The 22,148-nt window shown below is 63.7% G+C and carries 21 protein-coding genes; 4 read left to right on the top strand and 17 right to left on the bottom strand.

Features of this window, described 5'->3' with window-relative positions; all coding sequences use genetic code 11:
* Positions 1–31 precede the first annotated feature (31 nt).
* Genes MUN85_RS01970 through dapD form a run of 4 tightly spaced genes read left to right on the top strand, consistent with a single transcriptional unit; the run spans position 32 to position 4,204 of the window.
* On the top strand, positions 32–1,777 hold the full coding sequence (locus tag MUN85_RS01970; RefSeq protein WP_250505157.1) for an acetyl/propionyl/methylcrotonyl-CoA carboxylase subunit alpha: 1,746 nt from the start codon (positions 32–34) through the stop codon (positions 1,775–1,777).
* Positions 1,777–2,316: an NUDIX hydrolase gene (locus MUN85_RS01965; RefSeq protein ID WP_250505156.1), complete on the top strand. Its 540-nt coding sequence runs from the start codon at positions 1,777–1,779 to the stop codon at positions 2,314–2,316. The genes MUN85_RS01970 and MUN85_RS01965 overlap by 1 nt, the downstream gene beginning before the upstream one ends.
* Positions 2,317–2,356: 40 nt before the next feature.
* Positions 2,357–3,223: an NUDIX domain-containing protein gene (locus tag MUN85_RS01960; RefSeq protein ID WP_250505155.1), complete on the top strand. Its 867-nt coding sequence runs from the start codon at positions 2,357–2,359 to the stop codon at positions 3,221–3,223.
* A 42-nt stretch (positions 3,224–3,265) separates the two neighbouring features.
* A complete protein-coding gene (gene dapD, locus MUN85_RS01955) occupies positions 3,266–4,204 on the top strand; it encodes a 2,3,4,5-tetrahydropyridine-2,6-dicarboxylate N-succinyltransferase (protein ID WP_250505154.1) in 939 nt (312 codons plus the stop codon).
* Here the strand turns inward: dapD and MUN85_RS01950 are convergent.
* The 17 genes from MUN85_RS01950 to MUN85_RS01870 all read right to left on the bottom strand — a co-directional run bounded on the left by MUN85_RS01950 (position 4,182) and on the right by MUN85_RS01870 (position 21,829).
* On the bottom strand, positions 4,182–4,901 hold the full coding sequence (locus tag MUN85_RS01950) for a copper homeostasis protein CutC (RefSeq protein ID WP_250505153.1): 720 nt from the start codon (positions 4,899–4,901) through the stop codon (positions 4,182–4,184). The genes dapD and MUN85_RS01950 overlap by 23 nt on opposite strands.
* A gap of 4 nt (positions 4,902–4,905) precedes the next feature.
* Entirely contained in the window at positions 4,906–5,289 is a 384-nt protein-coding gene (locus MUN85_RS01945) for a hypothetical protein (protein WP_250505152.1), read from the bottom strand.
* The gene (locus MUN85_RS01940) at positions 5,286–5,669 is read right to left on the bottom strand and encodes a hypothetical protein (protein WP_250505151.1); all 384 of its coding nucleotides are present in this window, start codon (positions 5,667–5,669) and stop codon (positions 5,286–5,288) included. The genes MUN85_RS01945 and MUN85_RS01940 overlap by 4 nt, the downstream gene beginning before the upstream one ends.
* A gap of 51 nt (positions 5,670–5,720) precedes the next feature.
* Positions 5,721–6,890 (bottom strand): sensor histidine kinase, encoded by a 1,170-nt coding sequence (locus tag MUN85_RS12855; RefSeq protein WP_250505150.1) that lies wholly within the window; start codon positions 6,888–6,890, stop codon positions 5,721–5,723.
* Complete coding sequence (locus tag MUN85_RS01930; RefSeq protein ID WP_250505149.1) at positions 6,884–7,108, bottom strand: hypothetical protein; 225 nt, start codon at positions 7,106–7,108, stop codon at positions 6,884–6,886. The genes MUN85_RS12855 and MUN85_RS01930 overlap by 7 nt, the downstream gene beginning before the upstream one ends.
* On the bottom strand, positions 7,105–7,782 hold the full coding sequence (locus MUN85_RS01925) for a response regulator transcription factor (RefSeq protein ID WP_250505148.1): 678 nt from the start codon (positions 7,780–7,782) through the stop codon (positions 7,105–7,107). Before MUN85_RS01925 ends, MUN85_RS01930 begins: the two co-directional genes overlap by 4 nt.
* Positions 7,783–7,842: 60 nt before the next feature.
* A complete protein-coding gene (locus MUN85_RS01920) occupies positions 7,843–9,141 on the bottom strand; it encodes a citrate synthase (RefSeq protein ID WP_092560851.1) in 1,299 nt (432 codons plus the stop codon).
* Positions 9,142–9,268: 127 nt separating this feature from the next.
* The gene (gene dapC, locus MUN85_RS01915) at positions 9,269–10,393 is read right to left on the bottom strand and encodes a succinyldiaminopimelate transaminase (protein WP_250505147.1); all 1,125 of its coding nucleotides are present in this window, start codon (positions 10,391–10,393) and stop codon (positions 9,269–9,271) included.
* A 3-nt stretch (positions 10,394–10,396) separates the two neighbouring features.
* On the bottom strand, positions 10,397–10,720 hold the full coding sequence (fdxA, locus tag MUN85_RS01910) for a ferredoxin (protein ID WP_092560849.1): 324 nt from the start codon (positions 10,718–10,720) through the stop codon (positions 10,397–10,399).
* 36 nt (positions 10,721–10,756) lie between these two features.
* Positions 10,757–12,478, bottom strand: a complete 1,722-nt coding sequence (locus MUN85_RS01905) for a VanW family protein (RefSeq protein ID WP_250505146.1) — start codon at positions 12,476–12,478, stop codon at positions 10,757–10,759.
* 33 nt (positions 12,479–12,511) lie between these two features.
* Positions 12,512–12,907 carry a hypothetical protein gene (locus MUN85_RS01900; RefSeq protein ID WP_250505145.1) on the bottom strand — a complete coding sequence of 132 codons (396 nt, stop codon included), beginning with the start codon at positions 12,905–12,907 and terminating at the stop codon, positions 12,512–12,514.
* Complete coding sequence (gene typA / locus MUN85_RS01895) at positions 12,904–14,829, bottom strand: translational GTPase TypA (protein WP_250505144.1); 1,926 nt, start codon at positions 14,827–14,829, stop codon at positions 12,904–12,906. Before typA ends, MUN85_RS01900 begins: the two co-directional genes overlap by 4 nt.
* A 96-nt stretch (positions 14,830–14,925) precedes the next feature.
* A complete protein-coding gene (locus MUN85_RS01890) occupies positions 14,926–15,528 on the bottom strand; it encodes a hypothetical protein (protein WP_250505143.1) in 603 nt (200 codons plus the stop codon).
* 74 nt (positions 15,529–15,602) lie between these two features.
* On the bottom strand, positions 15,603–17,351 hold the full coding sequence (locus tag MUN85_RS01885) for an ABC transporter family substrate-binding protein (RefSeq protein ID WP_250505142.1): 1,749 nt from the start codon (positions 17,349–17,351) through the stop codon (positions 15,603–15,605).
* Positions 17,352–17,583: 232 nt separating this feature from the next.
* The gene (locus MUN85_RS01880) at positions 17,584–19,707 is read right to left on the bottom strand and encodes an ABC transporter ATP-binding protein (RefSeq protein ID WP_250505141.1); all 2,124 of its coding nucleotides are present in this window, start codon (positions 19,705–19,707) and stop codon (positions 17,584–17,586) included.
* Positions 19,704–20,840: an ABC transporter permease gene (locus MUN85_RS01875; RefSeq protein WP_250505140.1), complete on the bottom strand. Its 1,137-nt coding sequence runs from the start codon at positions 20,838–20,840 to the stop codon at positions 19,704–19,706. Before MUN85_RS01875 ends, MUN85_RS01880 begins: the two co-directional genes overlap by 4 nt.
* Positions 20,841–20,845: 5 nt before the next feature.
* The gene (locus MUN85_RS01870; RefSeq protein WP_250505139.1) at positions 20,846–21,829 is read right to left on the bottom strand and encodes an ABC transporter permease; all 984 of its coding nucleotides are present in this window, start codon (positions 21,827–21,829) and stop codon (positions 20,846–20,848) included.
* Between the last annotated feature and the right edge of the window lie 319 nt (positions 21,830–22,148).

Below are 22,148 nucleotides of genomic sequence, written 5' to 3'. Positions count from 1 at the left end.
ACCGTAGGCAAGTTAGGTTGAGGAGGCCAAGATGATCCTGATCGCTAATCGCGGCGAGATCGCGGTGCGCATCATTCGCACCTGCCGTGAGCTCGGTATTCGCACCATCGCTGTCTACTCCGACGGTGACCGGGGCGCCATGCATACGCTCATGGCCGATGACGCCTACGCGCTCGGCGGGGTGAGCGCCGCTGAGACGTACCTGAACGCCGATCGGATCCTAGAGATCGCACGGCGCTCCGGTGCGAGCGCGATCCACCCGGGCTACGGTTTCCTCTCCGAGCGGGCAGACTTCGCGCGCGCCGTCATCGAAGCGGGCCTGACGTGGATCGGCCCGCCGCCGGAGGCTATCGAGGCGCTCGGCGATAAGGTCTCGGCGCGCCACATCGCCGAGAAGGTCGGCGCGCCCCTCGTGCCCGGCACGCCCGATCCGGTGGCGAGCGCCGATGAGGTCGTCGACTTCGCGCGCGAACACGGCCTGCCGGTGGCGATCAAGGCCGCCTATGGCGGCGGCGGACGCGGGCTGAAAGTCGCACGCACGCTGGCGGAAATCCCCGAGCTGTTCGACTCCGCGGTGCGCGAGGCGACGGCGGCCTTTGGCCGCGGCGAATGCTTCGTCGAGCGCTTCCTCGATAAGCCACGCCACGTCGAAACGCAGTGCCTAGCCGATATGCACGGCACTGTCGCCGTGCTCTCCACGCGCGACTGCTCGCTGCAGCGTCGCCACCAAAAACTCATCGAAGAGGCACCGGCGCCCTTCCTTACGGCCGAGCAGCGCGAGCGGCTCGCTGCGGCCTCCCGCGCGATCCTGCGCGAGGCGGGCTACGTGGGCGCGGGCACGTGCGAGTTCCTCATCGGCGCCGACGGGACGCTGTCCTTCCTGGAGGTCAACACGCGCCTGCAGGTCGAGCATCCCGTGACCGAGGAGATTACCGGGCTGGATCTCGTCGCCGAACAGCTGCGCATCGCCGACGGCCAAGAACTGGGCTATGAGGAGGTGCCCACGCGCGGGCACGCGATCGAGCTGCGGATCAATGGCGAGGATCCGGCACGTTGCTTCATGCCGGCGCCGGGTACCATCACCGAGCTGCTGTGGCCGGGCGGGCCGGGCGTGCGCATCGATGCGGGCGTGAAGGCCGGTTCGGTCGTCTCCGGCAATTTTGATTCGATGATCGCCAAGATCATCGTGCACGGCGCGGATCGCGAAGCCGCCCTCGCCAAGGCGCGGCGGGCCGTCGCGGAGGCCGTCGTCGAAGGCATTCCGACGGTGCTGCCCTTCCATAACGCGGTGTTGCATGCGCCCGAGTTCACCGGCGAGGGCGGCGAGTTCGGCGTCTACACGACGTGGATCGAAACCGAGTTTGCCGAGACGCTTTCCCGCCTTCCGGGCGTCATGCCGGAGCCGGCGGCAGAGGAGCTCGCCGAGACCGAGCGCGTCGTCGTCGAGGTGGGCGGCAAGCGTCTGGAGGTCGTGCTGCCCGCGGGGCTCGGAATTTCGCGCACGGCCGCGGGCCTGCAGCGCGGCAAGCGGCGGCGGCGCTCGGCGGCGCCCGCGGCGGCCTCTGGCAATGCGATCTCAGCGCCCATGCAGGCCTCCGTGGTGCGCCTGGCCGTCGCCAATGGCGAGAGCGTCGCGGCCGGTGACCTCATCGTCGTCGTGGAAGCGATGAAGATGGAGCAGCCGCTCACCGCTCCCTGCGATGGCGTCGTCACCGGACTATCCGTGGCGCCGGGCGAGCAGGTCTCCGGCGGCCAAGTCCTGGCAACGATCGAATAATGCCGCACATTTTCACGATGCCCGGCGGGCACGATCAGACGGTCTCAGCGTTCATCTTCCGGCAGCCCACGCGCGAAATCCTGCTCCATCGCCACCGGCGGTTTCGCTCGCTGCTGCAGCCGGGCGGCCACATCGAGCCGATCGAAAACCCCTGGCAGGCGCTGATACGCGAGGTGAAGGAAGAAACCGGCTACCGCGCGCGCCAGCTGCGCGTGTTGCAGCCCGGCCCGCCGCCACGAATCGAGCTGCCCGGGTTCACCGTCCACCCGCTGCCGGCGCTCGTCAATACGCACCAGATCTCGGGCGATCATTTCCATTCCGATCTCGCCTACGCGCTGCTCGCCGAGGGCGAGCCAGCCGGCGCGCCCGCCGAGGGCGAATCCGAGGAGCTGCGCTGGCTCACGCTGGCGCAGTGGGCGGAGGCCGAGCCCGTCGTCGATAACGCGCTCGCCACCGCGCGCTATATCGCCGAGCTCATGGATCACTGGCAGCCGATCGACGTCGACGTGTTTTCCCGCTCGACCTCGCGGGCCGACTAATTGCCCGGCCCCGCAAGCTGGGGCGTGACATGCTGGGGATATGGCTGACGTTCCCGGGGATATCCACCATCACGACGCGGACCGCTGGGTGCAGTGCGGCTGCGGCGCCAAGCACTGGGGCGCGAACGGTGCCGCGGGCCTGTTGCTGTGGCGCGCGGCAGGCACCGAGGTGCTGCTGCAGCATCGCGCGCCGTTTTCGCACTTCGGTGGGACCTGGGGGCTGCCCGGAGGTGCGCGGGCAAGCCAGGAGGACGCGATCGGCGCGGCACTGCGCGAGGCCGCCGAGGAAGCACTCATCTCGCCGCATGGCTGCCGCGTGTGGGCCACCCACGAGCTGACGCACCCCGATTGGAGCTATACGACGGTCATCGCCGAGGACATCGCGCAGCAAGCGGGCGGGATCGGTGACGGCGAATCGCTCGATGTGCGCTGGGTGCCGGTGGACTCCGTATCGCACCTGGCGCTGCTTCCAGCCTTTGAGGACGCGTGGCCGCTGCTGCGACGCTACCTGCGGCCGATCACGCTGATTGTCGATATGGCAAACCTGCTCGGCTCGCGGCCCGATGGCTGGTGGCGTGACCGCGCCGGGGCCACGCAGCGCCTGGCCCGCTCCTTAAGCGAGCTCGACTCGATTGCCGCGGCGCCGTTCACGAGCGAACTCAGTGGCCTGTTCCCCGATGTCCTCGCCGTCATCGAAGGCCAAGCGCGCGGCGTCGACGTTCAAGGGGTGCGGATCGTTGCGGCGAGCGGTTCGGGCGATGACGAGATCGTGGCGCAGGCCCGCGCCGCGGCCGAGTCGGGTGACATCGTCCTCGCGGTCACGAGCGACCGGGAATTGACCGAACGCCTGGCGCCCTGGGTGCTGGCCGTCGCGGGCTCGGGCAGGCTTCGGAGAGAACTGGACTAACGGCCCTTCTGCGTGCGCTGTGAGGCGCACTACGCTTGGTTCATGGAGAGTTCTTCGCCGCTTATTGGCGGCACACGCGTGGCATCGGGTACGGGACTGGCGACGATCACGGACGACGATCAGGTCCTGGACGTGTGGTTCCCCGAGCCGAAGCTTGGGCCGCACGCCTCCGATCACGTCGGCATCGATGAGTCGGAGGATCCGATCCGGCGGGTGCGCACGAGGCGTATTGCGACGTTTTCCGATCTCGAGCTCGCCCCGAGCGATGTCCCGGACGTGTATTTGCGGCTCCATCTGCTCTCGCGCCGCCTGCTCGCCCCCAACGAGGTCAACCTCGATGGGCTGTTCGACATCCTGCCGACGGTCGTCTTCACGGATGCTGGCCCGTGCCGCCGGGAGGATTTCGAATCGCTGCGGGCTCGCCTGCGGGTGCGCAATCGCGGGGTCGCTCCCCGAGTGCACTGCGTCGACAAAATCCCGCGCATGGTCGATTACGTGCTGCCGGACGGGGTGCGGATCGCCGATGCGGACCGGGTGCGCCTCGGCGCTCACCTAGCGGCCGGCACGACGGTCATGCACGAGGGTTTCGTCAACTACAACGCGGGAACCCTAGGCCGCTCGATGGTTGAGGGCCGGATCTCCCAGGGCGCGACCGTCGACGACGGCAGCGATATCGGCGGCGGCGCCTCCATCATGGGGACGCTGTCTGGCGGTGGAAAGGAGCGCATCAGCATCGGCAAGCGATGCCTGATCGGTGCGAACGCTGGCGTCGGGATCTCGCTGGGCGATGACTGCGTCGTCGAGGCGGGCCTGTACGTCACGCCCGGCACGAAGGTACGGCTCGCCGACGAAACGGTGTGCTCGGCTCGAGAGCTTTCCGGCGCGAGCGGACTGCTCTACCTGCGCCATTCCCTGACCGGCCAGGTGCGGGCGCTGCCGCGCGAGGGCGGCGTCGAGCTTAATTCAGCGCTGCACGACTAACCGCCGCGCGCACGAGTTCCTCATCCGTCACGTCATAGGAGGCCGCTCCCCCGCCGGGTCCCGATGGGCCGCCCGTGCGGCTACGGCGGGCCGAAAGGTGGAACTGCGAAATCCCTCGGGCCGCGAGCGCGGGAATGTCCTCGGGCCTCAGGCCGCCGCCGGCGAGGATCTCGATGTCACTGCCGGCAGCGAGCGCGGCCAGCGCATCGATGCCCTCGCGGCAGGACTGCGACCCACCCGAGGTGAGGATGCGGGTAATCCCGCCGATATTCGCCAACTGGTCGAGCAAGCGCTCCGGCTGCAGCCCCTCACCCAACAGGACGTCGACACACCGGTGCACAACGATCTGTGCATCGGGCGTGGCGGCGAGCGCCGCGTCGCGCCAGGTTCGGATCGCATCGGCGTTGAGGCTGCCCTCGCGCAGGGCCCCGATAACGACGCCGCGCGCTCCGGCTTGAAGGGCGAGCGTGATATCGCGGGTGCATACCTCGATTTCCTCATCGCTCAGCTCGAAGTCGCCCGGGCGCGGGCGGATGAGGACGACGGTGTCGATGCCGGTCGCGACGCTAGCCTCGATGATGGCGAGCGATGGGGTGAGGCCGCCGGTTACCAGGGCGCTGCACAGTTCGACGCGATCCGCGCCTCCGGCGAGCGCGGTGCGGGCACCGGCTGGGTCTTGCACGGCGATTTCTAGCATGTCGCTATCGTATCGAGGTCTCGGTTGGGTTGGGGCGATCCACCGGGCACCCGCTGCGGTGGGATTCGCGCTCGAAGCCGATTCGCGGGCCACGCTCATGCCCAGCGGTACCGGCTGCGAGGGCAATGGGTGTGACGACTAGGGCGAAGCCAGCTCCAATAGCCGCCAGGGCGGTCAGCAGCTTGCGGCGGCGGCCACTGGCAGCGAGCATGATGAGGCTGACAACGGCCATGATGGCGGCGATCAGCACGAGCGCCCCGGCCATCAGGGTGGGCAGGCCGCCTCGAAACAGCAGCGCGGCGAAGAGCAGGCCGGTGAGCCCCATGGCGATGGCACCTAGGGTGTACCAGATGCTTGGCGAGCGGGAGTTTTCGGTGGTGTTAGTCATGATGATCCTTCAGTAAACCAGGCGCGCATCGTGAAACAGCGCGCGATTCCAATGAGTGCGGAGGTGAAAACGAGGAGGACGGCATGCTGCGTCGCCGAGGTGAGACCTAAGCCTGCGCCAGCCTGGAGCGCACGATCTTGCGTGAGATAGGTCAAGACCAGCAGCACCAAGGAGAACGCATGCTGCTTCAGGCTCGCTCGCTGCGCGTCAAAGGTCACCCGCGCGTGCGTGGCCGTGGCAGCCAGGGTAGAGATCACAAGGGAGAGCGCGAGAGCCCCGCTTGTCATGGTGCATAGGGCTGAATAGATCAGGCCCTGCAGAACAGTCGCGCCGGTTCCCACGCCTGCAAACCGCAGGAGCTGAGCGATCGATCTGTTCATGGTTTAACCATGACCGGCGCCGCCATGGACGGGCTGTGGCAAAGTTAAGAATCAGCTATGAATCGGCAGGCGGGCGGTGAAAGTCGCGCCGCCACCCGGGGTCGGGCTCAGCGTAAGTTCTCCCCCGGCGTCGGCCGCCGCGGCCTTGGCGATAGCGAGGCCCAACCCCGTTGAGCCGCCGTGCATCCGCGCCCGCGAGGCATCCCCCCGGACGAAGCGATCGAAGACGCGTCCGGCTAGGTCGGCCGGCACTCCAGGGCCGTTGTCGGTAACGGTGAGGACAACATCCGTGCCCGCTCGCGCGAGGCTCACCGTGATGCGCGTGCCGGGCGGCGTGTGGACGTGCGCATTAGTCAGCAGGTTGGTGACGAGTCGAGTAGCTGTTTCCTCACTGGTCGCAATGATGGCAGCACTGGGATCAAGGTCGACATCAAGGTGATGGGCGGGTGCGCTCCATCTCGCCACAGCTTCGGCCACGATGGGAGTCAGATCGGTCGTTTCCGCCCCTGCACCTTGATCGAGGCGCGCGAGCGCGAGCAGCTCGGTGACGAGTTTCGTCATCCGCTCCGACTCGAGGTGCATATGCGTAAGCGCTTCATCGCGACTTGACGCATCCTTGGCTAGCAGCTGCGTCCAGCCAGACATTGCGGCGAGCGGCGTTCGCAGCTCATGCGAAGCATCGGCGATAAACTGTCGCAGTTGCGCCTCGATACGGTCGCGCTCACTCATCGATTCCTCGACGGTGTCGAGCAATTCGTTGAGTGCATGACTGACATCTGCGATCTCGGAACCGATACGTGGGCCCGGATCGGGTGCGCGCGTTATCCCAGCATCCGGCCGAAGCAGGTCTTCGGGCGCGACAGCCCGGGCAGCCGCGGCGACATCGCGCAGTGGGCTGAGTCGCCGTCGCAGCCACCACGTGCCACCGCCGCCAGCCAGCAGTGTCACAGCACATCCGAGGCCAAGGATCGCAACCGTCAGGCGGGTGACGACCTGTGTCATGCGAGCTAGCGATTCGCCGACGACGAGGGTACCCGTGGCCGTCGGAGCGGATGCGATGCGGTAGTCACCCAGCTGGGCAAGGCTGATTGTGCGCAGCCCGTCGCGCCCTCGCTGGGGTTCACTGAGCTTCGATTGCAGCTCCTTGATCTGCGCGGGGGGCAGGTCGCCAGTGCGTCGCCCTTCAACATAGCTCCCAGATCCGCCAGTCTCCGTCACCACCGCGCGCAGCGCACCCGATCCGGCCCACGATCGAGCCCCACGGCGGCCTCGGGGTTGGCGAGCGCCGTCGCCAATTCGAGACGCACGCGCGCGTCCAGTTCGCGCTGCAACAGGAAGGACACCGATCCGCGAGCGGCTCCTGCCATGAGAAGGGCAGTGAGCGCAATGAGTGTGAGCACGGCGGCAACGAGCTGGCTCGTCAACGTGCGCCGCTTCATCGTGGGGCCCGCAGCATGTATCCGGCCCCGCGCACCGTACGGATATAGGAGTCATGGCCAGCGAGCTTTTTTCGTAAATAGGAAATATAAAGCTCGACAATGTTACCGCTGCCCCCGAAATCGTATTCCCATACGGCGTCAAGAATCTGCGCCTTGGACACCACGATTCCCTCATTCACCATGAGATAGCGCAAGAGTTCAAATTCGGTGTGGGTGAGCGTCAGGAGCTGCCCATCAACGAACACCTCACGGGAGTCGGTCTCGAGCCGAAGCTCACCGACGATGAGACTCGCGTCAGCACCTGGCGCCCGTCCCGCGCGGCGTAGGAGCGCTTCAATTCGAGCGACAACCTCATCCAGATCGAAGGGTTTGGTCACGTAGTCATCGGCGCCCGCGCGCAGGCCTGCCACACGGTCGGCGACGGCATCGCGCGCGGTCAAGAATAAGACCGGTAGTGCCGGATCGCGTGTGCGCAGCCGGGCAAGGGTTTGCATCCCGTCGAGGTTGGGCATCATCACGTCGAGGACGACGGCATCGAACTGGCCCGCGTCAAAGACCCGCAGGGCTTCATATCCGTCGGCGGCAGTAGCCACCTCCCACCCCTCATAGCGCAGCGCTGCCGCAAGCAGTTGCGCGAGGGTCGCTTCATTATCGACGACGAGAATGGCGGGCATGGATTCAGTGTGGCACGAAAAAACCGGGCCACCGCATACGGTGGCCCGGTTTTTCTCGGATTAGCGCTCGGAGCGCGGGATCCAGTGGCGTTCGGTCTCGCCGGTGTAGACCTGACGCGGGCGGCCGATCTTCGTGGCCGGGTCGGTGATCATCTCGCGGTACTGCGCGATCCAGCCGGGCAGGCGGCCGAGCGCGAACAGCGGGGTGAACATCTCCTCGGGGAAGCCCATCGCCTTGTAGATCAGGCCGGTGTAGAAGTCGACGTTCGGGTAGAGGTTGCGCTCGATGAAGTAGTCGTCCTTCAGCGCAATCTCTTCCAGCTCCATCGCGATATCAAGCTGCTCGTTCGACTTGCCGAGCTTTTCGAGCACGTCGTGCGCGGACTGCTTGGCGATCGAGGCGCGCGGGTCGTAGGACTTGTAGACGCGGTGTCCGAAGCCCATGAGGCGGACGCCGTCTTCCTTGTTCTTGACCTTGTTCACGAAGTCCTGGACGGTCATATCCGATTCCTGGATCTTCGAGAGCATGCGCAGCACGGCTTCGTTCGCGCCGCCGTGCAGCGGGCCGGACAGGGCGCCGACGCCCGCGGCGACCGAAGCGTAAATGTTGGCCTCGGAGGAGCCCACCATGCGCACCGTCGAGGTTGAGCAGTTCTGCTCGTGATCGGCATGCAGGATGAGGAGCTTGTTCAGCGCGTCGGTGAGGATCGGATCCACATCGTGGTTGGCGTACGGCATGCCGAACGTCATGCGGATGAAGTCCTCGATGTACTGCAGCGAGGAATCCGGGTACATCAGCGGCAGGCCCTGGGCGCGCCGTGAGATGTAGGAGATCATCGTCGGGACCTTGGCCATGAGCAGGACCGTCGAGAGCTCGATCTGGTAGGGGTCCTTCGGATCCAAGGTGTGCTGGTAGTAGGTGGCGAGGCCCGAGATGCCAGCCTGCAGGATTGCCATGGGGTGGCCGTTGGACGGGAACGCGGTGAAGAAGGCCTTGAAGTCCTCATGCAGGAGCCGGTGGCGCTTGATGCGACGCACGACGGCGGCGTAGGTGTCCATGTCCGGAAGGTCGCCGTAGATCAGCAGGTAGGCGACCTCGAGGAAGCGGGAGTTGTTTGCCAGCTCGTCGATCGGATAACCGCGGTAGCGCAGGATGCCTTCGGCGCCGTCGATGTAGGTGATCTTCGATTCGCACGATGCGGTGTTCACGAAGCCGCTGTCGAGGGTGACGAGGCCGGTGTCCTTCAGCAAGTTGCTGATCAAAACCCCGTCGTTGCCCTCGGTGGCTTTCATACGTGGAAACTCCAGCGTCTTATCGTCCACCGAAAAAGTAGCCGGTGTCAGCTCGGAGTCAGTCATTCAGTTCCCTCCTCGGAACAGCTCAGCGCCCAGGTTTCGGCGCAACTTCACCCTTCTAGCGTAGGCCAGAAGTCCTAGTCTGTAATGCTGAGGCTCCACTATCTGGGAACGTAATCCGTGGGCTATCTCACCTCAAGCGTTCGACGGCGGTTGCGAGCTGCTCATCGCTTGCGCTTAGGGCGATTCGGACGTATCCGAAACCGGCCGCGCCATAAAACGAGCCGGGCGCTACGAGGATCCCGCGATCCGCAAACTCGTCGACGAGATCCAGGCTCGCGCGCTCGGTTTTCTCCCCGCCAGGGCGGCGGGCCCACAGGTAGAGTCCCGCGACGCAGTTGGGATCGATCGCAAGGCCCGCATTCTCGATTGCTGGCGCGAGCAGTTCGCGGCGCCGGCGGTAGGCCTCGCGCTGGGCTTCGACGTGCGCATCATCGCGCAAGACCGTGCTCATCGCGTGCTGCACGGGGGCGGGCACGAGGAAGCCGGCGTGCTTGCGGATATGGGTAAGTCGGGCGATGAGGCAACGATCCCCGGAGATGAAGGCGGCCCGGTAGCCGGCGAGGTTGGACTGCTTCGACAGCGAATACAGGGCGAGCAGGCCGCTCGCATCTGCGCCGCACACCTCGTCGGCAAGGATCGATGGTACGCCGGCGCTCAGGTAGGGCTCGGCCATCGCGAGCTCCGCGTAGCACTCATCGGATGCAACGATGATGCCCCGCTCGCGGGCAGCACGAACGATGCCGCGCAGTTCCTCGGCCGCAAGGACGTGGCCGTGCGGATTGCCCGGAGAATTGACCCACACGAGGCGCGTCTCGGCCGGCCAGGTCTCCGGCCCACCGTCGCTCGGGTGCGGGGTTGCCCCGGCAAGGCGGGCGCCGACGTCGTAGGTGGGATACGCCGTTGCCGGGTGGACGATGACGTCGCCTCTCCCGAGCCCGAGGAGGGCAGGCAGCAGCGCGACCATTTCTTTGCTGCCAATCGTGGGCAGGACGTTGTCGGCGCTGAGATGGCTGGCGCCGCGCCGCCGAGCCCACCAGGAGACGATGGCCTCGCGGAGCTCGCTGGTGCCGATGGTCGTCGGGTATCCGGGGGCATCGGAAGCGGCGATGAGGGCGCGCTGGGCGATCTCGGGGGTAGGGTCGACGGGCGTACCGATCGATAGGTCGATCAATCCGTGCGCGCTTGCCCGCTCCTTAGCGGGTGCCAGGCTGTCCCAGGGGAAGTCCGGCAGGCTATCGCCGTACAGGGTCACCCGCTAGTCCTGGTTTTGGGGCGGCAGGTCCGCGATGATCTTGTGATCCTTCGGAATGACGCCGAGCTTGGCGGCGCCACCGGGCGATCCGATGTCGTCGAAGAACTGGACGTTGGCGTCGTAGTATTCGCTCCACTTTTCCGGCACGTCGTCTTCGTAGAAGATCGCCTCGACCGGGCACACGGGTTCGCAGGCACCGCAGTCCACGCATTCGTCGGGGTGGATGTAAAGCATCCGCTCGCCCTCGTAGATACAGTCGACCGGACACTCATCGACGCACGCGCGATCCTTGATGTCGATACACGGCTGGGCAATGATGTAGGTCACTGGTCCTCCTTAGAACCGAACGGTCGTGGCTCTATCCTATTCCGGCTTGCCGCACTTGACGATCGGCCAGGCGTTGTAGGTCCAGGTCCACGACTTCTTGTCGTGCAATTGGCCACCCTTGTAACGCTCCCGACCGAAGTCGACGGTGAAGCCCGGGGTGGTGCCGTTTTCGGGCTTGCAGTCCGGCCGCTGGTTGTACACAACCTGCGGGCTGGTCAGGTTGCGGCGCGGCGATGTCCAGCTCTTAACCTCGAAGGTCTTAGTGGACCAGAGGCGCACGTGGACCCGGTTATCCGCGACGTAGGCATCGACGAGGACGCCATAGTTGGTGGGATTCTTCCACTTCATGTCCAGGCTCGGTCCCCACAGCGTGGCCTCGCGGCCCTCGGGGTAACGCGAGAAGTAGCGGGTGTGCTGACGGAACTCGACGAGATCCATGCCGCCGAAGAAGGCCGCATTGAAGGTCGTCGTCGACAGCTGCGAGAGGCCGCCACCGAGTGCCTTCGTGGCAAAGCCCGACTCGACGACGCCGGAGTCGACGAAGCCGCGTTCGTAGGTCACGGGCCCCAGCGCATTGAGCAACGAGAAGGTCTCGCCCGGTTTGATCAGCGTGTTCGAGATGATCTTGGAACCCACGATGAGGTTCTTCGTGCGGACCCGATCAGCGGTCAACGGCGTATCAAACTCGCCGATAATTTCCTTCACGCCCAGCTTGTTCGCGTCTTCCGTCGTGAACTCGGCTTCAGCCTCGGTGAGTTCGACGTTCGCCATCTTTTCCGTCGACTGCGCGGCCGTCGTCACCTTAGCGGTGAGATCATCGCTGTTCAGGGCGCGGCCGGGCTGGGAGGGCACGACGACGGGCTTGCCGCCCTCCATGATGATCTGGGCGTCCTTGCCGGAGGAGCCCAGCTCGGGCGATTTCTCGATCACGAGCTCCTTGAGCGCGTCGCTGTCGAGCGTCAGTTTGTTGCCCACCATGTCGACCGATGCGAGCGCGGTGAGCTCGGGGACGGCGAGCTCGACCTTGATGTCTCCAACGCTGACCGTGACGGGGCCGGCGGTCAGGGGGTCAATGATGTCTCGCTTGACCGCATCCAGCTGGTCGGCGCCGATCTCGGGCTCGATCGCCGTCGTCGGCAGATCGATGGGTTCGCTCGCGGACAGGAAGTTATCCCGCAATGTCGAGCTTGCCGCTTCCACATCGAGCTTGGTTCCGGCCTTCGGCTCGGTGATCTCGGCCTTGCCATCGGTGAATACGACGTTGGCATCGACCGGGGCCGTCGCGAGTGAGTCCCCGACGGCGGTCAGGGTTGAGGAGAGTTTCTCGTCGTCAATGGCGAGCCGCGGATCGATCGTGGCGCCGCCGGCGAAGTGGGCAAAGACCATGCGCGGGTCGAGGGTGAAGCCGGTGAGCTTCTTGACCGTCGCGTCAATATCGACCCCCAGGCCCGCATCCGCGGGCACGAGTTCCCCGTCCTGGTCTCCCATCGTGACCTTGAGGGGTTCGGCGAGACGGGAATCGAAGGCCTGATGCAGCGCAGCATCGGCTTCGCTGCTCGTCATGCCGCCGACGTCAACGCCGGCAACCTTGGTGCCCTGCGGTACGCGGTCACCCATGACTGCGGCGAGGATGAGGTAGGCAGCGACCAAGACTGCGACAACCGCGCCAATGATGACCGGCGTCCGTCGATACCACGGCTTTGCTGCCGGTGGTGGCGGGTAGTCCGCTGCTGTCTGGTCGAACTCCGATGAGGTCATGGCGCCCCCGTACCTACAGTCACTCGCATAGAATCAGTTCTGGCTTTTCTCATCATACGGCCACAGTTCCGGTTTTTCTTTCGCCAGCCTTACCCGCGAGCTAAATAGCGCCGTGAGGGTGACCACGACGATGAGCCCGATGTACCAGGTCAAGCTGCGCCAATCGTTGGCCGTCAACATGACCGAGGTCGAGCCGAAGAGCTGGAAGAGCGCGGGAACCGCGACGACCGTGACGCTGTAGACGATCCCCGGTATCGAACCCTTGCCCGCCCCCACGTTGATACCGCCAGCGGCGGCGAGGAGCCAGCTCAGGCCAATTCCCCAGGGCACCTGCCCGCTGCGCCCACGGTGCACAATAAGCGCCATATAGCCGATGACGAGACCAAGGAAGAGTGCCCAGGCTAGGGCTCGTATCGCGAGCGACTTCACGAATCCGCCTGTTTCTCGGCGCGGCGCCGCGCCGCGGCAATCTTGAAGCGCTCCGTAGCCGGCAGGACGACCTTGCGGATCCGCACATCATGTGGCGTGACTTCAACGCACTCGTCCGCGGCCGCGAATTCGAGGGATTCTTCCAGGGTCAGCTGACGCGGCGGGACGAGGTTTTCAAAGGCGTCCGCGCTGGCAGAGCGCATGTTGGTCTGCTTTTTCTCACGCGTGACATTCACGTCCATGTCCTCACCGCGCGAGTTCTCGCCTACGACCTGCCCCTCGTAAACCTCCGAAGTCGGCTGCACGAAGAACGAACCGCGCTCTTGGAGGTTGATCATCGCGTAGGGCGTCACGGCCCCGGCGCGGTCGGCAACGAGCGAACCGGTCGTACGGGCGGCAATCGTTCCGGCCCACGGCTCCCAGCCTTCGAAGATCGAGGCTGCGATGCCGGTGCCACGTGTTTCGGTGAGGAAGCGGGTGCGGAATCCGATCAGCCCGCGCGCCGGCACGAGGAACTCGAGGCGAATCCACCCGGTGCCATGGTTCGTCATGGTCTCCATGCGGCCCTTGCGAGCGGCCATCAGTTGGGTGACGGCGCCCAGGTGCTCATCAGGAATATCAATCGTCATGCGCTCCATGGGTTCGAGCACCTGACCGTTTTCCTTCCGGGTCAGCACCTGGGGTTTGCCGACCGTGAGCTCGAATCCTTCCCGGCGCATCTGTTCGACGAGGATGGCGAGTGCGAGTTCGCCGCGTCCTTGAACCTCCCAGGCGTCGGGGCGCTCTGTCGGCAAGACCTTCAACGAGACGTTGCCGATAAGCTCTCGCTCCAGGCGCTCCTTGACCTGGCGCGCGGTGACCTTGGCACCGCGAACGCGGCCGGCTAGCGGCGAGGTGTTGATCCCGATGGTCATCGCGATCGCTGGCTCATCAACGATAATGAGGGGCAGCGGCCGCGGATCCTCCAGGTCGACGAGCGATTCGCCAATCATGATGTTCTCGATGCCCGCGACGGCGACAATCTCGCCGGGTCCAGCGGATTCGGCGGGAACGCGGGTCAGGGCCTCGGTCTTCAACAGCTCGGAGATCTTTACCGGCGCAACCGTGCCATCACGCTTGGCCCACCCGACCTGCTGGCCCTTGGCGATGGTGCCGTTGTGCACGCGCAACAGCGCAAGGCGGCCAAGGAACGGAGAGGCATCGAGGTTCGTGACATGAGCCTGCAACGGAGCGCCCTCATCGTAGGTGGGCGCCGGGATCCGCTCGAGAATCGTCTGGAAGACGGCCTCCATATCGGTTTCATCGGGCAACGAACCGTCGGCGGGCTGCGTGAGCGAAGCCCGACCAGCCTTGGCGGATGCATAGATCACCGGCACATCCAGGACCGCGTCGAGGTCGAGATCCGGGTGGTCTTCGGCAAGGTCCGAGGCAAGCGAGAGCAAGAGGTCGGTGGTTTCGGAGACGACCTCATCGATCCGGGCATCCGGTCGGTCAACCTTGTTTACCACCACGATTACGGGCAGCGATGCGGCGAGCGCCTTACGCAGCACGAAACGAGTCTGCGGAAGCGGGCCCTCGGAGGAGTCAACGAGGAGCACAACACCGTCGACCATGGACAGACCGCGCTCGACTTCCCCACCAAAGTCGGCGTGTCCGGGAGTGTCGATGACGTTGATCGTCACGCCGTCGGGAGCGCCGGCTTTTTCTGCGGCGGGTCCGCGATAGCGTACCGCGGTGTTCTTCGCGAGGATGGTGATGCCTTTTTCGCGTTCGAGGTCACCGGAGTCCATCGCCCGTTCGTCGACATGCTCGTGCTCACCGAACGACCCGGATGCCCACAGCAGGGCATCAACGAGAGTGGTCTTGCCATGGTCGACGTGGGCGACGATGGCGACATTGCGCAAATCTAGGCGCTGCGGCATAGAGGTTACTTCCGGTCGTGGATTTCGAAGGTGGCCGCGAAGAGGCGGGCAACGGTCCATCCTATCGCCTGGCTCGCCCGAGACAAGAGCTGCGGCTCAGTAAGTAGCGGAAAACACTACCCAACTCACGGCAGCCAAGAGGAGGCCAAGGATCGGGACGTTCCAACGCCAGCCAGTTTCCTGCCCGATGTTCTCGCCACCCCTCGATACTGCTTCGCGGCGATAAATCGACGTCGTGCGCTCAAGCTTTTCTTCATCGATCAGTCGTGCCGTCGTTGCGGCATCAGCCGAGATCGAAAGGAGGTCTGTCCCCTCGGCGATAGTGGGCGAAGCTGCCGGTGGGCGAGTGGATTCCCGATATCCGCCACGTGCGGGGGCTGCCCATGCGGTGTACTTCTGGCGTTCCGTCACAACACGTAGCGCTCCGCGCGAGGTTGTCTCAGTGATAGCCGAGAAGGGGATCGAAGCGGAACGCAACGGGTTGGCGATAGCAACACCCGTATCGGAGATCTGGACTCGAGGATGGAACCACAGGAGCCAAACGATGACGAGGACCAGTACCGGGTATGCGGCAAGGCGTAGCGCAGCGGAGAACCCCGCCACCCAAAACGCTTGACCAACGAGGAAAACGCACAGCGCGGCTACGGGAAAAAACCCGACCCGACCAAGTTTTGATCGGACGATAATCGTGGGGCGCATGATCGCCATTCTTGCATGAAAGCGGGCCCCGCCCGAAGGCGAGGCCCGCTTGTGGCTTCAGGTAAGGCTAGGCCTTACTTGACGAAACCGATGTCTTCCGGCTTGCCGGAGGCGAGACCGAAGGCGCCGTAGTTGGCGAGGTTCTTCGGAACCGCGGTGAGCTCCGCACGCTGGTAGATCGGCACCGTGTGCACGGCTTCCCAAATAGCCTTGTCGGCTTCATTGGTCATGTCGATGCGCTTCTGGTGGTCCATCTCAACGGCGATCTGAGGAACAAGCTCGTCAACCTTCGGGATCTCCAGCTTCGCGAAGTTGGAGCCGCCCTTCGAGCCGTAGATCTGGTCCACGTTGGCCATCGGGTAGTTCGTACCCTGCCATGTGAAGGTCGTAACTTCGAACTCACCCGCGTAGACCTTGTCGAAGAACTCGGTGGAGGACGACGGAACCATCGTGACCTTCACGCCGATCTTCTTCATCTGATCCTGCATCATCTTGCCCTCGTTTTCCGAGGTGGCAACACCGGTGATAGCGAGGTAGTTGACGTTGAGCTCTTCGCCGTCTTCGTTGGTGCGGTATTCCTTACCGTCTTCCAGCTTCCAGCCGGCTTCATCCAGGAGCGCGCCGGCCTTCTCCGGGTCGAACGGCGTGGTGTCAACGGAGTTGTCGACGTAGCCTTCCTGGCCGGGCATGAAGAAGTGGTTACCAAGAACCAGCTCGTCGGGCTTGATCATGTCAATGCCGGCGAGGTCGGACTTGGTCGTCTGGACACGATCCAGACCCATGGCGATCGCCTGGCGAACCTTCACGTCGCTCAGCACGGGGGCCTTGGAGTTGAAGGTGTAGTGACGCCACTGCTTGCCGGTGCCCATGCGGACCTCGGCGTCATCGCGCTTCAGAACCGTCTGGTAGGTGTTGGCGTCGATGATGTAGGAGACGACGTCAATTTCCTTGTTGGCGAAGGCGTTCGGGATAGCGTCCGACTTCAGACCGCGCCACTCAACGCTCTCGAGCATCGGCTTGTCGCCCCACCAGTTCTCGTTCGGAACCATGTAGATGCGCTGCGCAGCCTTATCGACCTTGTCGATCTTGAACGGGCCGGCCATCCAGTCATTGTTCGGAGCTTCGGTCTTCCACGCCTTGTTGAAGGTCTCGACGTCGATGATCGAGTCCTTCTTCATGGGGCCGCTGAGGACGCTCGACCAGTCCGGGTAAGCGGACTTGAAGGTTACCTTAACTTCGAACTCATCGGCCCCCTTTTCAACGGAAGCGATTTCGCTCCAGCCGTCGGTGGACGGGCAGATGTAGGCGTCGGTGGCCTTCGGGTCTGACGAAGCGTTTTCGCCGTTACACGGGATAGCAGTCTGTGCGTAGTCTTCCCAGGTGATCGGGTCGCCGTTGTTCCACTTCGCATCCTTGTTCAGCTTCAGCGTCACGACCTGGGGAGAATCGTCGGTCGCGTCGGTGACGTCATAGGACTCGAGGAAGTTCTTGTTGATCTCGAAGGTGCCATCCGGCTGGTAGATCCAGTTGCCGGGCATGGTGAAGCCCATGATGTTGTTGACGTCCACGAGGTTGCCCTCAAGGTTCATCGGGTTCCAGTTTGGCGGCATCTCACCGAACGACAGCTTAAGGGTGCCGCCCTCTTGGAGCTCGCTGCGATCCTTAGCGTTGATCTGAGTGCCGGTGCCGTCGGCCGGGGCACCGGTGCCCGAGCCGCCGCCGGTTCCACCGCCGCCGCTGCCGCCGGAGCCGCCGGAGCAGCCAGCCAGGGCGATGACGCCCGCTGCTGCCATGGCGGTCATTGCGCGAGTAATCTTTCGCACAGGGTTACCTCCTGATTGGGGGGACCTCACAACTGAGGTCGATGACACATTTACCTAACCACATTTCGGATCGCCGAGAACGGCAAGCTCAACGCAAAAGCCCTTTTGGAATCATTTTGTTACCTTAGGGGAACTTTCGACTTGAAAACGTTATGTAACCGAGTGAGACGAAAGCGGCGGTGAAACAGATCTCTAGGGGATCCCGTTTCACCGCCGCTTTGCGCGATGCGTCTTAGAACACTCGCGTGCTCTCAGGGTAGTGACAGGCTGCCGCGTGGTCGTTTTCCAGAAATTGCTGCTCCGGAATGACCTCGATGCATTTGCGTTGTTCGTCCTCGGTAAGGAGGGGGAACTTCTGGCACCGTGTACGGAATCGGCAGCCGGAGGGCGGATTCGCCGGTGACGGCATGTCGCCCTTCAGCACGATTCGTTCGCGAGCCCGCTCGACGTGGGGGTCCGGCACCGGGATCGCGGACAGGAGTGCCTGCGTGTAGGGGTGATGGGGATTGTCGAAGACATCCTGGACATCACCAATCTCGACGATCTTGCCGAGATACATCACTGCGACTCGATCGGCGATGTGTCGCACCACAGACAGATCGTGCGCCACGAACAGATAGGACAGGCCCATCGTCGCGCGAAGCTCATCCAGCAGATTGATCACGCCCGCCTGGATGGACACGTCGAGCGCGGACACCGGCTCGTCTAGGACGAGCAGCTTCGGTTCGAGTGCTAGTGCTCGTGCGATGCCGATGCGCTGGCGCTGGCCACCGGAGAAGTGTCGCGGATAGCGGTTCGCGTGCGACGTCTCCAACCCGACCAGGGCCATGAGCTCTTCGATGCGGTTAGAGATATCCTTCTTCGGCCAACCGCCGTACTTCAGCGGCTCCGCAATGATGTCGTAGACCGGCATGCGGGGATCGAGCGAGGCCATCGGATCCTGGAACACTACCTGGAGATCGCCACGGATCTCCTTGCGCTCCTTACGCTTGATGTCCTTCGTATCGCGACCCAGGACGACAATGCGCCCCTCTTGCGGCGCCTTGAGATCGAGGACCTCCAGCAGGGTGGTGGACTTGCCACAGCCCGACTCCCCTACCAGGCCAAGAGTCTCGCCAGTACGCACTTCCAGGCTGATGTCGTCGACCGCGTGGACAGTGCCCACCCGGCGCTTGAAGACCGCACCCTTGGTGAGGGGGAAGTACTTCTTCATGTTCTCGACCTGCAGGATCACGTCACGTTCTCCGCGCGGGACCTCGGCAAAGACACGATCTGGGACCTCTGGCACCGGGTAGATCGCGGAGTAGTGGGAGCCTTGCTCAGCCACATAATCCGAACGAATACACGCTGCAAGGTGCCCCGGGATCTCGTCGACGCGCATGAGCTCGGGCTCGGCTTGGGAGCACTCGGGAATGGAGATCGGGCAGCGAGGTTCAAAGGGGCACCCCGGGGGAAGATCCAGCAGGGATGGCGGGTTTCCTTCTACCGGCGCGAGCGGTTCGTTGCGTGACTGGTCCGGACGCGGCAGAGATCCGAGAAGTCCGATCGTGTAGGGCATCTTCGAGTTGTAGAAGATGTCATCGACCGCGCCCTGCTCGATGATCCGGCCCGCGTACATCACGGCCACTCGATCGGCGAGACCCGCGACCACACCAAGGTCGTGCGTGATCATGATGACGCCGGCGCCCGTTTCCTTCTGCGCAGTGCGCAGGACGTCGAGGATCTGTGCCTGAATGGTCACGTCCAGCGCGGTGGTCGGCTCGTCGGCGATGATGAGGTCCGGCTCATTAGCCATGGCCATAGCGATCATCGCGCGCTGGCGCATACCGCCGGAGAACTCGTGCGGGAAGGCCTTGACTCGAATATCGGGGTTTGGAATACCAACGAGATCCAACAGCTCGACGGCTCGCTGCCAAGCCGCTTTATCCGAGATATTGCGGTGGACCTTGAGCGCTTCGACGAGCTGATCGCCGATGGTGTACACCGGGGTGAGTGCAGACAGCGGGTCCTGGAAGACCATTGCCATCTGGTTGCCTCGCACGTGGGACATCCAGCCATCAGAACGGCCGAGAAGTTCTTCCCCGTGCAGGCGCACCGATCCACTGACCCGAGCGGATTCTTCCAGCAGACCCATCACCGCAGTTGAGGTGACCGACTTACCGGAACCAGATTCACCGACGATGCCTAGGACTTCGCCACGATTAACCGTGAGGTTGACCCCGCGTACGGCGTGGACAAGGCCATCTTCCGAGGGGAACGTAACGTTCAGGTCACTGACCTCGAGGACCGGTACGCCGGTCTTCGGGGTCGGGATGTCCTTCGGGATTCCCTTGGTCTTGCGGTCTTCGCGGCTCATGCCTTGCCTCCCGACTTGGACGAAGGATCAAGCGCATCGCGCACGCCATCGCCAATAAAGTTCACAGAAATCAACATCAACGTCAGCACGGTAGCTGGAGCAAGGAAGATCCAGGGGAAGGTCAGAGCAGCGCGCTGGCCTTCCGCGATCAACGTACCGAGCGAGACGTTCGGTGACTGAACACCGAACCCGAAGTAGGACAGCGCCGTTTCAGAAAGCACGGCAGAGGCCACTCCGAGCGTCGCATCGATGATGAGGAGCGACGAGATATTCGGCAAGATGTGCCGGAAAATGATGGTCATCGGAGGCACCGACATGTACTTGGCTGCCGTAACGTACTCAGCGTTGCGCACGGAAAGCGTGAGCGATCGGACAACACGGGCGGAGAGCATCCAGCCAAAGAGTGCTAGTAGCGCAATGAACAGTGTGATCGAACCACGACGCGCGCCGGCCTGCTGCGAGAAGATCGCGATGATGAGGAAGGACGGCACAACGAGCAGCAGGTCAATAACCCACAGCGCGACCTTGTCGAACCAGCCGCTGAAGTAGGCGGCCATCGCACCGACGAAGGCCGCAATAGTGGTTTGCAAACCCGCTACCGCAAGACCGATGATCAGCGATTTACGGAGACCCTCAACGGTCATCGCGAACACGTCGCGGCCGGCCTGGGTGCCACCGAACCAGTGGTCGGCATTGGGCGGTTGGTAGAAGGCGTCGTAATCGATCTCGGCAAAGTCGTATTTTGCGATGTACGGGCCAATGAGAGCGAAGAGCACGACCAGGGTGAAGCCGACCATGCCGACGATTGCGGTGCGGTTACGGAAGAACCGGCGCCGCACCAACTGGCCGCGGGTCATTCGTTCAGTCTCAGGACGATCCCCTGCCGGAGCCGCATCCTCTTCCACAGTCCCCGCCCAATCAGCGGTGGGACCCATCGCCGTATCTTCGATGGCGGCCCCGGCTCGACCGGCTGCGGTTTCATCATGCCCACGAATGACACGGCTGTGTCGCTCGGCAGCGCGAGCGCGCTCGGAGTCCGTACGAGTTTCCTCGTAGTCCACGTTTTCCTTTTGGACCTCTGAAGCTTCTTCGCGATCGAATTCGTCGTTGCGGTTCATGTCGTCGTTACGCATTAGCCTCAGCTCACTCTCACGCGCGGGTCAATGACCGCGACGAGGACGTCGGACAAGAAAGCACCGGCGAGCGTACATGCCCCGGAGAATGCCACCACGGCGACAGTTCCGTTGATGTCCATCTTTTGAATCGTCTCAACACCGTAAATGCCCATGCCGTGCCAACCGAACACACTTTCGGTGATCGCGGCTCCCAGCATCAGACCGGTGACCGCGAAGGCGAAGTACGTGCCCATCGGGATCAGCGAGGTGCGCAGCGCGTGACGGGTCACTGCCTTGCGCTTAATCAGGCCCTTAGCGCGGGCTGTGCGCACGTAGTCGGCGCCGAGGGTATCGAGCATGAGGTTGCGCTGGTAGCGAGAGTAGGAGGCAAGGCCCATTGCCGACATCGAAATTGTCGGCAGCAACAGGTGCTGCAACCGGTCGAAGAACGCTGCGCCGAAGTAATCGCCGTGCTGTCCGTATTCACCAATGAACTCGAAGAACTCGGTTCCGGTGGCCCGGTTGAAATTCACGGCCATGATCTGCAGCGTGATGGCAAGAACGATTGACGGCGTGGAGATGAGAATCAGCGAAATGATGGAGATGGTGCGGTCCGCAAAGGAGTACTGCTTCGTCGCAGTCCACGCGCCGATGGCAACGCCACCCACCATGCCGACAAAGGCACCAATGGTCACCAGTCGTAGCGAAACCCAAGCTCGGCGACCCATCTCGCCGTTGACGGAGTCACCCTGGGGAGAGTAGCCCCAATCCCAATGCATGACGACGTTGGTCAGCCACGTCCAGTAGCGTTCCATCACTGGGGTTTGCGAGGAGATGTTGTACCCCTCGAGGTAAGCCCTCAGCTGGTCGGGTGGCATCGGGGGCTGTCGATTCGCGAACAGTTCCTCTGGCCGCAAGAATGAGCTTGCCATAATGTAGGCCAACGTGATCGCAATGAACAACAACACGATGTAGTTCAAGATCCGTCGGATCAGGTAGTAGGTCATACGTCTGCCTTATGGTTGGCGCGGGGTTTCCGCCTCGGTCCTGGCGTACGGCCGATACCCCTGGTGGTGGGTATCGGCCGTAGCTAACTGTGCAAGAATAACGCGATTAGCGAAAATGTCCACGCCGAGTGCGACGCCGGTCACAAAACCAGAATCACACTTCATGGTTTTCCTCCCCCATTTTTGCCATCCGCGAACTCTTGCATGACCCATTCGAGACGCCATGTTGGCGTTTGTGGGCCCTCGGTCAACAATTGCTCGCCATCATACGCGCACCAAGGCCAATACGACGACTCGAGCGCGGGCGTGTGGCAGACAG

The organism is Bowdeniella massiliensis (assembly GCF_023634005.1).
In the GTDB taxonomy this organism is placed as follows: Bacteria; Actinomycetota; Actinomycetes; order Actinomycetales; family Actinomycetaceae; genus Bowdeniella; species Bowdeniella massiliensis.
This window is presented reverse-complemented; position numbering and strand designations above follow the sequence as displayed.